Origin of the sequence: Pseudolysinimonas sp. (genome assembly GCF_039912695.1) — a bacterium.
Lineage (GTDB): Bacteria > Actinomycetota > Actinomycetes > Actinomycetales > Microbacteriaceae > Pseudolysinimonas_A.
In genome coordinates this window covers 24,247-36,414 of sequence record NZ_JBDSPJ010000025.1, presented here as the reverse complement: position 1 = coordinate 36,414, position 12,168 = coordinate 24,247, and the positions used below count along the sequence as shown (strand labels likewise).

Annotated in this window: 15 protein-coding genes; 13 read left to right on the top strand and 2 right to left on the bottom strand. The window is 68.2% G+C overall.

Annotated elements, in window-relative coordinates; all coding sequences use genetic code 11:
- Nucleotides 1–122: 122 nt before the first annotated feature.
- Nucleotides 123–419, bottom strand: coding sequence for a hypothetical protein (locus ABIR17_RS13105; RefSeq protein WP_348004850.1), 297 nt, complete (start codon nt 417–419; stop codon nt 123–125).
- 14 nt (nt 420–433) lie between these two features.
- The gene (locus ABIR17_RS13100; protein WP_348004849.1) at nt 434–913 is read right to left on the bottom strand and encodes a DUF6668 family protein; all 480 of its coding nucleotides are present in this window, start codon (nt 911–913) and stop codon (nt 434–436) included.
- A 310-nt stretch (nt 914–1,223) separates the two neighbouring features.
- Between ABIR17_RS13100 and ABIR17_RS13095 the strand changes: the two genes are divergently transcribed.
- The 13 genes from ABIR17_RS13095 (at nt 1,224) to ABIR17_RS13035 (ending at nt 12,166) form a co-directional block, all read left to right on the top strand.
- Complete coding sequence (locus tag ABIR17_RS13095) at nt 1,224–1,718, top strand: hypothetical protein (RefSeq protein ID WP_348004848.1); 495 nt, start codon at nt 1,224–1,226, stop codon at nt 1,716–1,718.
- Nucleotides 1,719–1,720: 2 nt separating this feature from the next.
- Nucleotides 1,721–2,797: a M23 family metallopeptidase gene (locus ABIR17_RS13090; RefSeq protein ID WP_348004847.1), complete on the top strand. Its 1,077-nt coding sequence runs from the start codon at nt 1,721–1,723 to the stop codon at nt 2,795–2,797.
- Nucleotides 2,797–3,648, top strand: a complete 852-nt coding sequence (locus ABIR17_RS13085) for an FHA domain-containing protein (RefSeq protein WP_348004846.1) — start codon at nt 2,797–2,799, stop codon at nt 3,646–3,648. The genes ABIR17_RS13090 and ABIR17_RS13085 overlap by 1 nt, the downstream gene beginning before the upstream one ends.
- A complete protein-coding gene (locus ABIR17_RS13080; RefSeq protein WP_348004851.1) occupies nt 3,648–4,199 on the top strand; it encodes a helix-turn-helix domain-containing protein in 552 nt (183 codons plus the stop codon). The genes ABIR17_RS13085 and ABIR17_RS13080 overlap by 1 nt, the downstream gene beginning before the upstream one ends.
- Nucleotides 4,200–4,258: 59 nt before the next feature.
- Entirely contained in the window at nt 4,259–4,504 is a 246-nt protein-coding gene (locus ABIR17_RS13075) for a hypothetical protein (protein WP_348004845.1), read from the top strand.
- Nucleotides 4,505–4,706: 202 nt separating this feature from the next.
- A complete protein-coding gene (locus ABIR17_RS13070; protein ID WP_348004844.1) occupies nt 4,707–6,656 on the top strand; it encodes a hypothetical protein in 1,950 nt (649 codons plus the stop codon).
- Between the two features lie 227 nt (nt 6,657–6,883).
- A complete protein-coding gene (locus ABIR17_RS13065) occupies nt 6,884–7,792 on the top strand; it encodes a ParB/RepB/Spo0J family partition protein (protein ID WP_348004843.1) in 909 nt (302 codons plus the stop codon).
- A 315-nt stretch (nt 7,793–8,107) separates the two neighbouring features.
- The gene (locus tag ABIR17_RS13060) at nt 8,108–8,632 is read left to right on the top strand and encodes an LPD29 domain-containing protein (RefSeq protein WP_348004842.1); all 525 of its coding nucleotides are present in this window, start codon (nt 8,108–8,110) and stop codon (nt 8,630–8,632) included.
- Nucleotides 8,633–8,948: 316 nt separating this feature from the next.
- Entirely contained in the window at nt 8,949–9,572 is a 624-nt protein-coding gene (locus ABIR17_RS13055; protein ID WP_348004841.1) for a hypothetical protein, read from the top strand.
- A gap of 113 nt (nt 9,573–9,685) precedes the next feature.
- Nucleotides 9,686–10,072 (top strand): hypothetical protein, encoded by a 387-nt coding sequence (locus ABIR17_RS13050; RefSeq protein ID WP_348004840.1) that lies wholly within the window; start codon nt 9,686–9,688, stop codon nt 10,070–10,072.
- 15 nt (nt 10,073–10,087) lie between these two features.
- Nucleotides 10,088–11,053 (top strand): ParA family protein, encoded by a 966-nt coding sequence (locus tag ABIR17_RS13045; protein WP_348004839.1) that lies wholly within the window; start codon nt 10,088–10,090, stop codon nt 11,051–11,053.
- Nucleotides 11,050–11,589, top strand: a complete 540-nt coding sequence (locus ABIR17_RS13040; RefSeq protein ID WP_348004838.1) for a hypothetical protein — start codon at nt 11,050–11,052, stop codon at nt 11,587–11,589. Before ABIR17_RS13045 ends, ABIR17_RS13040 begins: the two co-directional genes overlap by 4 nt.
- Before the next feature lie 370 nt (nt 11,590–11,959).
- Nucleotides 11,960–12,166, top strand: coding sequence for a hypothetical protein (locus ABIR17_RS13035; protein WP_348004837.1), 207 nt, complete (start codon nt 11,960–11,962; stop codon nt 12,164–12,166).
- Nucleotides 12,167–12,168: the final 2 nt, after the last annotated feature.

The following is a 12,168-nucleotide window of genomic DNA, read 5'->3' as shown; positions in this document are numbered from 1 at the left end:
CGGCGATGCCACCCGCCACAAGAATGATGACGATCACGATCGCTGCGGCGATGAAACCGGGCCGTGTGAACGGGCTGGGGCGTTCTGCGTTGTCCGACATGATCGGCTCCTTCTACTCGATGTCAGGCGCCGGAGATGAACCCGACGAGCGAAACCGCCGAGCCGACGAGGATGCACGCGATGGCGATGTAGAGGAGACCGCCGAGCTCGCCGGCGGCCTCACCGCGTCGAACGTTGATCGCGATTTTGATCGCGATGATGATGATGCCGACCACCGCCGCGATCAGGCCCAGCCACTTGGCCCAGCTGAGAAGGACGGCGACTGGTCCCTCGGCGCCAGGAGGAGCGACGGGTTCCGGGTCGGGGATGCCCGTCGGGACGTTCGTGAGAACGTCGAGAGCGGTGACGAGGAGCGACATAGCGGAGCCTTTCGTTAGTGAGTTGCGGAGGTGAGGTGCAGATCCTTGAACATCGCGGCGAATCCGCGATGTTGGTCGACGTGATTCACGGGCGCGAATCGCCAGCTGTCGACCCAGGGCAGCGACCACGTGCGCGGCACTCCCCCGCTGACGACCTGTGCCAGGTCGCGCAGTTCCTTCGGCAACCGACCCGGCATGTCCGGGATGAGGGCGAGACCCTCAAGCTGGATGCCGGCGCCGAGAACGCCGGAGGCCCACTCTGTCGCGGCGCGCTGCGCCGCGGTGAGCCCGGCAAAGTTTGTCCGCGCAACGAGGACGACTCGGTTGAGGGTGCCGGGCGTCTCAGGTGCTGGCCACGCGTGTTCCGCGGGCCGGGAACCCTGAGCGAGGGCAGCCATCGTGCTCTCGCCGGAACCACCGGCGACGCCGAGCCACCACACCGACGCGGCGTAGGGCGTCGTGCGCTGCGGCAGGCGATCGGCGCGGTCGGGCACCGGCACACCGTGCTGAGGGCCGGCGACGATCGGCGGTGTCGGCAAAGCGACCGGTACAGCGGGCGCAGGGGCAGCAGGCGACAACGCCTCGGCTGCCCTGAGCCATGGATTCTGCTGTTCCATCCGGATCCCCCGATCTCTAGCGCTAGTTTCCCTCACATCAGCCGACTGAGTTGTCTACCCTCAGCGAAGTGTGGAATGCACTTCATCGGCTGTGTGATGAATAATACCGTGCAACATCATTTATTGCCCCTGCGTAGTGGAAACTACCGGGGGAAGGCTACGACTTACGACCGTCAGGGAGTCGAAGATGCGAAGAACACTCACCGCTCTCGCGGTGGCAATCGCCGCCGCGGCGACGCTCACCGCCTGCATCGGCGCTGCGCCGGCCGCCACGCCGACCCAGACCGAACACGCTCTCCCGTCGACGGGACCCACGAACCCCGTCGACGACGGCGAGGTAGAGATCCCGGCCGAGGCATCGACGGAAAGTGGCGTCGCTGCTCTTCAGGCGGCATCCACTGCTCTCACCACGTTCGCGCAACCCGATCTGTCGGCCGCCGAGTGGTGGAAACAGATGCTCCCCCTCCTGAGCCAGGCCGCTGCGATCGCCTACGAAGGCACCGACCCGGCCGAGATTCCCGTGCACCAGGTGACGGGCCCGGGGCGCATCCTCGAGGGGAGCACCGAGGTGAGCCTGATCGTTGAGGTGCCAACTGACGCCGGCGCGTACAACGTCACGCTTATCCGCGGCGACCCCACGGCACCGTGGTTGGCCGACCGAATCCGGCCGGCGCTGGGCTGACCGTGGAAGGCAAGGGAGGGATCGCGGCCATCGCCATAATGGCGCTGCCGCTACTCGTCGTCGGCGGGCTCATCGCGATGATCCTGCTGATCTTCGGACCCGCTCAAGATGCGGGCGCCTGCGCGCCCGGTCGCACAGTGGACCCGCAGAAGATCACCGAAACGGCGATCGCCGGCTACAACGGCGTGCAGCTAGAGAACGCCGCCCACATCATGAACGCCGCCACCGATCTGCGACTGGATCGCGGCGCACAGATCCTCGGCGTCCTCGCCGCGATCACCGAATCGGACCTGCAGGTGCTCGACCACGGAACCGACGCGGACCCTGACCGACGTGGGCTGTTCCAGCAGCCCGACGATCCCGAGTGGGGCTCGCTCTCGGATCGCATGGACCCGACCCGCAGCGCCACCAACTTCTACCTGCAGCTGCAGACCGTCCAAAGCTGGTCGAGCCTGCCGCCCAGCGTCGCCGTGTCCCGCGTCCAAGGGGGCTCCGACCCTTACCGCTTCGAGGATGACTACGCCGCGGCCGCGCTGATCGTGGGAACCCTCGCCGGAGGCGGGGAAGTTGTCTGCCAGGGCGGCAACCTCGTTTTCCCGCTCGAGGCGGGATTCCAGATGACGTCGAAGTTCGGCTACCGCGGCGCGGTCGAAGGGCTAAACGTCAACCCTTTCCATGCCGCCGTCGACTTGCAGAACTGGCCCGGGGCCTGCGGTGCCCCCGTCTACGCGATCACCGCCGGCACCGTCACGGTGAAGGCCGGCTACACGCTCTCGATCAAGAGCCCGGAGGGCTACACCGTGTCGTACCTCCACATGAAGCTCAGCGATATCAGCGTCGCCATAGGAGACCAGGTCGGGGCTGGCGATCAAGTCGGCCTGGTGGGAAGTGAGGGGCCATCCACCGGATGCCACCTCGACCTACGAATGAACGTCATCGGCACGACCAACCAGGCGGTCGCTGAACTCGTCCGCGCCGAGTCGATGGGCGGACCTGCCGGTTTCGTCGACCCGGAAGAGTTCTACCGCCTCTTCGGCGTCGAGCTGTGCCCGCCCGACACCTGCAGGAGGACCTACTGATGAGTGCGCTTCCGGGCTTCCCGATCGTCTACGTCACCGTGAGCCCTGATGGGAGCGCGCACGTGAACGTGACCGGCCGGCACGTCGACTTCCCCGCAGGCGACCCCGAGGCGACTCGCCTCGCGGTCCTGGCCTACGCAGTCGACGTCGCCAAGGGCCTCGGCCGCGGCGTCCGCGTGCACTCGACGGAGCCCGACGGCTCCTACAAGATCGGCGTCCACCCCGGCGGCACGGTCGAGATCCTCGACCCCGAGCCCGCACGGGCCAAGGCCGAACCGAACACGCGGCCGCAGATACCCGAGCCCGCTCGCGCGACCGGGCTCGGCGTGGGAGCCCCCCCGGTCACGCCTCCGGCTCGCCCCCGGCTCGCTCCTCCCGCCTCAGCGCCCGCCGCGCCACCGGCGCCGGTCGCACCTGCCCCCGCCGCTGCGCCGCTCGTGCCTCCGCCGGCACCTTCCGACATCGACGACCCAACCGTCCTAATCCACCGACCAACCGCCACGCTCACGTTCTCCACTGGGAACATCATCCGTGTCGGCGCGCCGGCAATCATCGGGCGGAAGCCCTCGCACGCGGACACCGACTGGCCGGGTGCACAGTTGGTCTCGATCGAAGACCCCGAGCGGAAGGTCTCACGCATTCACTGCGCGATCGCGTGGCGAGCCGGCCACCTGGTGGTGATCGACCGAGGATCGACCAACGGCACCGCCGTCACCCGTGGGGATGCGCAGCGCCATCTGCTCGACATCGACACCCCCGTCGAACTGTTCGATGGGGACATGCTCCACCTCGGCACGAACATAGATGTCGCCATCGCCGTCGCCGCATTGCAGCCGGAAGCGGCGCGGTGATGCACAACCTCCCGGGTCTCGGCAGCGCCGCGCTGGATAATGACGGGCATGTACTACCCGCCGCGAACGTCGTCATCGACGACCCGACCGGACTCTCGTCAGTTCAGGGGCTCGACGGGACGTCGCCGCCCCCGCTGATGGACGACGACTACTGGGCGAGGCTCCCTGATCCCCTACCCGTCTCCGCGGTCGCCGACGTTGTGCGGCTCAGCAAGGGCACAGTTTCCCGCCGACTCAACACCGGCGAGATCCCCGGCTACTTCATCGGTGGGTCCTGGATTCTTTTCAAGGACGAATTTCGCGCCTGGCTCGGCAGCATGCGCAACGACCCCATCCCCCCACCTGAGGACGTCGACCCACTCCGTGCGTTCGACGATAACCTCGGCGTCGCCGACCTCATGGAGATATTCGGCAAGGGGAAACTGACGATCCTCCGATGGCTACACAACCGGACGATCCCCGGGTACCTCGTCTCGAACCGCTGGATCGTCTACAAGTCCGAGCTACGCGCCACCTTGGCAAGCACGTCGAACGAGCCGCGCCCAGAATGATCCCGCAACACACCGCGTGCCTGCCGTTAGCTCCGGCGTTAATGCTCAAGGATTCCCGCATGCGCACCAGCAACGCAGGGATCAAGCGCAACCGCCGCGCGCGCGGCCTCCCCGTCGTCCGGGCCGAGGTTCGCCTTCTCCCCGAGACGGACGCCAAGCTCGACGCCGCACGCCAGGCGTCGGGGCAGCTGTCGCTCTCCCTTTACCTCGAGCGGCTCGTTGCCGCAGTCGAAGCCGAGCACGGCAGCCTGCCAGTGCTCTCCCCGACCCTTGATGGCCTGGAGGTCACCACGACAGCCGCTTAACAGACGAAGGCCGCCCGTGGGCGGCCTTCTCAAAGTCTCGGCCCGAACCTTCTCAAGTTTGGCGACTAGAGGTTCGAGCAATCAAAAACCAGCCGGAGATCCGGAGGGTTTCCCCTACCCGGAAGTGACTCCAGGAGGTGACTCGATCGTAACGCATGCATACGTCGCGCGACAGAGCGCTTCGGTACTATTTGCTGCAGGCGTGTCGTCTGACGTCGACGACGCCTGGGCGCTCACCCGCGAGCTCAGCCCGCGGGATCGCGTGCGCACCGCTGTGCTCGAGTACCACGGTGGGCCCTACACAAACGACTACGCCTCCGAGGCGAGGGTCGCCGGCGAGCGGCCTCAGGGGCCGTGGGCGATGTACCTCGCGGACCGCCGCGGATATCTCTTCATCTGCTTCGACCTCGACGCAGGCAAGGGCAACGCCGCCCACGACGCCGGCAGGCTCAGCCTGTGGCTCGACGAGCTCAACATCGCGCACCTGGTCGCCGTGTCCGGCCCCGCCGGCGGCCGGCACGTTTGGATCGCCCTCACCGAGGCGACCCACCCGGCTCTGATCCGCGAGCTCGCGGATCTCGCCGGCAGCCTGCTCCCCTCGCTCGATAAGAGCCCGCTTCGCAACGCCGAGACCGGATGCGTGCGCCCACCCGGCTCCCCACACCGCCACGGTGGAGCGTCGACGATCGCCAGCGGCGCGATCGCCACGCTGCAACGTGGCAACACCACCGTCGACCAACTCGCCCTGCTGCGCGAGTTCCTGGTCGACGTCGGCGCCGAGATCCCCACCGCCCCGGTAAGCATCATCCGCGGAATGGAACACGACAGCGACGGACACCCTCACCTCGTCGGCCGACGTCGGGAGCCGAGCGCGCGGATCCGCGCGATGCTCACCGACGCCCCCGCGGCCGACACATCAACCACCCAGGCCGCAGTGCTCGCCGGCCTCGCACGCGCCAGGTGGCGCTACGCCGACATCGCCGCTCTGCTGGAACACTCCCCCGCGCTCGAACACGCCCGCAGCCGCCCCGGCGTCGGAGGCCGCATCGCCGTGCCACGGCACGTCGCCCGACGTCGCCTCGCGGCCGACTGGCAACGCGCCGTCTACTACGTCGCCGCCAGCCCCACCGCCGGCGACTCGCAAGACCAAGACTTCCAAGAGCGCGCGATCGCCGTCACACGGGCCGTCCGCGCCGTCGAGCACCGCGCGGACACCATGCCCGGCCGGTGGGGCCTCGACGGCCTCTCCCGGCCAGCACGAGCCGCACGCGGCCGCTACAGCCACCGCGCCGTACTCCGCGCCGTCTGCCTCTACCTCGTCCAGGCAGCACGCCACGTCGTCGAGGTCGACGTGCGCCGCCTCGCGCGCGACACCGGCTACGGCCGAGAGGCCTGCCGGCTCGCCCTGATCGCGCTCAGCACCGCAGAGACCCCCCAGGACGTCGAAGGCGCCTGGCTCGTGCGCGTAGACCCGGCCGAGGGAGCCCACGGAGCCACCTACCGCCTGTCCACTCGGTTCTCCACAGCATCAGATGACGCTAAGTGGTCACAAGCAGCCATGCGCCCGGCCCCCTCCGGCGGCGGCGACGCCCGCACCTGGTGGCTGAACGAGCTCACGCAAGCTCTACACGCGCTCAACCACGACACGTTCGCCGCGCCCCACTCGCTAGGACGCACCGCGGGACGGGTCTACGCAGCGCTCTCAGCTGAGGTTCCCCACTCCCGCGCTGAACTGAGCGCCGCCAGCGGTATCTCTGTCGACCAGGTCCGCCGATCGCTTCGCCGGCTTACCTGGTACCGCCTGAGTGATCGAACGTCGAGCGGATGGACACGACCCGACGTCGACGCCCGAGACCAGGTAGCCGACTTGCTCGACGTCGCCGGCTACCTCGAGCAGCGAGCCACCCGCTACGACGTCGAGCGCGGCACCTGGGCGTGGTGGCAGGCCGAGGTCAACTGGATGCGCAGCCGCAACAAGCGTCGACGTCGTCGACGCGCGCCGACCGGCGTTGCCCTCTTCCCCCAGAACGATCGGCCCGACTACCCGGCCTACCCGCGCTCAAGCAACCACCGCGCCGACCACGTCGCCGCACGCACTCTCGTCGGCGCCGGGATCCTCAGACCGACGACAACGGCCGCAGTCGCGGCCTGACGACGAGCCCGCACGCGGGCCAGTGAACAACAAACCCTGTCGGGTTGCCCTTCCGGACTCGACGACCGTAGTTCGCTCCATGCGCTCCGTGCCCGGCTTTCGCGGCATATCCTCCCTCGCTGCGCTCAGTCCGGTATTCCACGACCGGTCACTGCACGCCCTCCGCTCCCAAACGATCTCTGTGTCCGGAAGGGCAATCAAACAGTCGATCAAGGAGAGAGAGAACCATGACTGACACCACCACGCTCGGCACCGTCGAGCACATCGACCCGAACACCATCGAGGTTGAAACCAACATCCGCACGGTCAGCAAGCCCGACCCTGCCCTCGTCGCCAGCATCCGCCAGTTCGGCGTGCTGGAACCCGTCGTGTGCCGACGCGACGAGAACGGGAACGTCACCGTGCGGATGGGCCAGCGGCGAGTGCTCGCGGCCCGTGAAGCAGGAAGCGACACCATCCCGGCCTACATCGTGGCCGGGGACGACGCGACCACCACCCGGCTCCTGGAACAGTTCGCAGAAAACGAGCACCGCGCCGACCTGACCCAGGCCGAACGCGCAGCCGTGTTCCAGCAGCTGCAGTTCGAAGGGCTCAGCAACGGCGGACAGGTCGGCGGGATGACCGACGAACAGAAGGCCGAACGGCGAGAGCTGATCGCGAACAACAAGGCGTGGGACTCAGCCGAGGCCGTACGCCGCGAATGGCTCGCAACCTTCCTCAGCCGCAAGACCCTCCCGAAGGACGCACCCGCGTTCCTCACCGTCGGCCTCACCCAGCACCGCCGCGACGTCGCCAGCGCCCTCAGCGGCGGAAACCGGCTCGCGGCCACCCTTCTCGGACTCGAACCGCAGTCGAGCGAATGGCAGCCCAGCCCCGTCGATGGGTACGCCGAGCAGCACGGGAAGGCCGGTCACGTCGCCCTGGCGATCGTCCTCGCGGGAATGGAGGCCGCGATCGGTCGCCACACCTGGCGCAACCCGTCGAGCACGGCGGGCCGCTACCTCGCCCAGATCGAGGCATGGGGCTACGCCCTCTCCGAGGTCGAGCAGATCGTCACCGCAGCCAAGGTCACCCCGGGCGACGAGTTCGACGCCGAGCCCGAAAGTGACGACGAAGGCGAGGACGTCGAGGACTGAGCCACACCTTGCGGCTCCCGGCACAACATCGTCGGGAGCCGCAAGGCACCACCGCAACGGAGCCGCCCGCGGCGGCCCTCACCCACCTCGAGCGGCTCCGACGACAGAGGCCGGCACCGCTCCCCCTTTGGCCCCTGGCCTGTCCGGCATCCGACCGTAGTTCCCTGCGCTGCTTACCGTGCCCAGTCGCCGCTATTTGCAGACTCCGGCTGCGCCTCCGCTTAGCAACCACTCACTCCCGGGCACTCACGCCGCTTCGCTCACAAGCGGATATCTCTGCCGGAAAGGCCCGGGAAATCGACGAGGGAGAAGAACATGACCCGATACATCAGCACCAAGGAGACCGCCGCCATGTTGCGCCGCGATCTGGCGAAAGCATGGCCGGGCGTGAAGTTCAGCGTCCGCATGGCCACCGGTACCGCATCCGCGTGGATCGACGTCCGCTACATCGACGGCCCCACCTGGCGCGAGGTTCGCGCCTTCACTGGCGAATACCAGGGCCGCGACTTCAACGGCATGACCGACAGCTACGACGAGATCGAACCCGTGCTCGCCGTCCTCCCCGGCAACGAGCTACCCGAAGTCATCCACTTCTCCTGCGACGGCATCAACAGCCACCGCGAGTACTCCCCCGCCGCCCGGCTCTTCGCGCAGCAGATCATCGCCGACGCCGGCCACGGAGACATCCAGACGTGCACGCCCGAAGGCGCGCCGCTGCACCGCGGCGACGTACCGCACGATGTCGCGATCGGCGGGAAGGTCTACAGCGACCTGTACTCCCCCGCCGGCCTCGCCGAGCGGATCCTCGGCGACCTCGACCTAAGCCTCATCACCACCTGACGAACTGGCGGTGCCCCGGCACACAGGCTGGGGCGCTCAGGCCGCCTTGGCGGCCGGCGAGGGGCGGCAACCCCCCGCGCTCCCCCACCAACCGCGATCCGAGCCGCCTGACGGCGGCGCCCTGCCGAATCACGACCTCTGACCCTTCCGGCGGCCGATCGTAGTTCGCTGCACGCGCTCCCGTGCCCGACGCCGGCTCCTTATCCTCCCTCGCTGCGCTCAGTCCGGTACCGCCACCGTCGGGCACTTCGCGCCCTCCGCTCTCAATCGATCTCTCTTGCCGGAAGGGCCAGGAGAACGAGGGAGAGGAAACAACATGGCGACATACCGCCAGCAAGACCGCAGCTACACCTACGAGAACGACTGGGAGGCATTCACCGCCAAACTCGCGGGCTACAGCCCCACGAAGGTCGAGAGCCTCGTCAACGACGCGAAGGTCGATCAGAAGCTCGCGATGATCGTCGCCCTCACCGGCGACTGGCGCGCCGAGTACTCAACGTTCGACGCGCTAAGGAAGCTCCGTCAGGCGCAATGGCGGATCATCGAAGAGCGCCGGATGACCCCGAACCCCGACGCATTCCGCCCCTACCTCGACGCCGACACCCGCGCCCTGCTCCCAGCGATCAAGCTGCATCGCCGCTACGCCGAGGCACGCAGAAGGGACCGGGCCGCGCGCGACTCGTTCTGGAACGGGATCAGGAGCGGCAAGTGGCGAGGTCGCAGCATCGAGCGGATCGTCGCCCGGGAACGCCGCCGCATCACGGAGTCGTTCTTTGCGCCGCCCTACGGGGGCCCGGTCACCCAGGCCGAGCTCAACGTGCTGCACGACACGTTCCGAACCATGCGGCCCGTCCTGGCCGTGAAGCGGCCCACGATCGACCCGGCAGGGATGACCCCAGAACGCGCGCTCGCAATCGCGCGCGACGTGCTCGTTCACTGACCGAGCGGTGAGGGGGCCAGCCGGCCCCCTCACACTCGCCCACCGGCGAAGTTCCACACACCCTCGCCGCGACCCGCGCTCGGCCACCCGCCGGTGCACCTACTGTCGCCGGCATGACAACCACGACCCTCAAACGCTGCGCCCTCGATCGGGCCGGGATCCCCGACCTCTCCGACCTCGAGTCGATCGACCTCGACCTCGAGGCGATCGCCGGCGTCTCGTTCCACGTCGCCGTCGACGAGGCCGACCCTCAGCGGCCGGCCTACTACCCGTTCGCCGCCGTCGACCTCTGGCACGAGCTCGTCTTCATCCCCCTCCCCCGCGAAACCGACCCGGCCGCCGCCGGCGACGCCATCACGCTGCTCCGCGCCGCCCTTCCCCCGGGTAATGCTGTCATTGCTGGTATTGCCCGCAATGACAGCAACACGGGCAACACATGTAACACTGTCAACGCTGGCAATGTGGGTATTACCCGCTATGCTGGCATTACTGTTATTTGATCGGGGAGGAACCTCATGGCAACCACCATCGACCGCAACGCGCTAGGGCGCGTGATCGCGGTCATGAATGGCAAGGGAGGTGTGTTGAAGTCGACGATAACTTCGAACATCGGGGGACTGCTCGCCTCAAGCGGGTACAACGTACTGCTGGTCGACCTCGACCCGCAGGGCAACCTCGCCGAGGATCTCGGCTACACGGGCGACGACCGCGACGACCGCGGCCGCGCCCTGTCAGACGCCCTACAAACCGAGGGCCGACTCGGTGTCGACCCCGTGCGTGCGGTGCGGCCCAACCTCGACGTGTTCGTCGGTGGCGCGGAACTGGAGAAGGCCAGCGCCTTCCTCGTCACTCGTGGCTCCAGTTCGGAGACCACCCAGCTCGCGCTCGCGCGCGTACTGGAGCCGATCGCCGGCAACTACGACATAGTGCTCATCGACTGCCCGCCAGGCGAGGAAGCGCTGCAGACCGCCGCCGCCGGCGCCTCGAGGTGGATCCTCGTGCCGGTCAAGAGCGACGGGTCCAGCCGGAAGGGCTTCAATGCCGTCGCCGACCGCATGGAGCTGGTGCGCGGCCTGCGCCCAGGTGCCCCCGGGGTCAACCCCACGATCGGGCTCCTGGGTGTCGTCCTGGTCGGAGTCGGAACTTCAGCCACCGTGGTGCAGCGCGAGGCGCGCACGCGGATCGAGGGAGAAGGCGATAACGCCACCGGCGACGTCTTCACCGCCACCGTCCGGCACAGCGAGGCGACCGCTCAGGCTTCCCGCGAGCGGGGCCTGCTCGTGCACGAGATCGACGAGAAGCTTGCCGAGGCCCCCAAGTGGTACCAGGTGCTCGGCGGCGAGGCCGCGGCAGCAAGCTTCGCGCCTCGCACCGCGACGTCGGTGGCCGACGACCTCCAAGCCGTCGCCGAGGAACTCGTCGCACGGCTCACCGCGGCCGAGACAGCGACGGCAGCCGCTACGCAAGGGCAGCCGGCATGAGCGACCCGGCACCCCGCCGCGTCATCGGCGGCCTCGCCCCTGTCGGGGCCCCCAGCGCGCTCGACCGTATGCGCGGCGCCGCTGCGCCGGCGGCGCCGGTTCTCGCCGCACCGACGCTGGCCCCGACGACCGCGGAGCGGCCTCAGGCGGCTCCTAGCGTGCCTCAGAGCGCCCCTGAGGCCGTAACCGCCGAGCCGGATCGGGCGTCTGCGCCCGCCAGCGCCCCTCAGAAAGCCCTGAAGGCGTCTACGCGGCCGAGAACCCGCGCCGAGGCACCGTCGGCTGCTCAGCGGCCTGCTGGGGCCGCTGCGGAGGCCCCGAAGGAGCAGATGACGACGTACATCGAACGTCCTACCCGCGCCCGCGCCAAGGCGGCTTTCAAGGCCACTCAGCACCTCGAGGGCGATGAGTCGTTTTCCGCGTTCGTGCAGCTCGCGCTCGAGCGTGAGCTCGTCCGCCGCGAGAAGGCGCACAACGGCGGCAAGCCCTACGCCGGCGACGGAGGCCGGCTGACCGCAGGGCGTCCGCTGCAGTAGCGGCACACCAGACGGATCGGGGGATCAGATGACGAGGAAGAAAGCGCGCGCTGCCGCGAGCCGATGGGACCGCTGCGCGGTCCTGTCCCTCGATGAATTCCTTGACCTTCCCGGCGAGCCGATCATCGGTCGTTCCGTGCTTTCCGTTCCCGGCCCTCGCTATTTGCAGACTCCGGCTGCGCCTCCGCTTAGCAACCGCTCGAACACGGGCACTCCAGCACTCACACTCCCCATTGATCTCTCTTACCGGGAAGGCCGGAGAAATGGTTGGTGGAGAAGTGAGAGAGAACATGAGCGGTCGAGAGAACGTCGACACCGTAGGTGGGTACGAAGTGCCCGTCGACCCGATGGACGACCTGCAATGCGAGGGGTGCCAGTGAGCACCCTGACGGCGGTCGAGACCGTCACCACACGCATCGAGAAGGACGACGACTCGCGGACCGTTCCGCGGTTGGAAGCCCGACACGACACCTTGAGCGCCTACGGGCGATCGGGGTTCCAGTTGGCGAGCACGATCACGGTCCCGTCAGGGGGTCACACGATCATCGTTGACACGCTCATCCGAGCATCCGAATAACC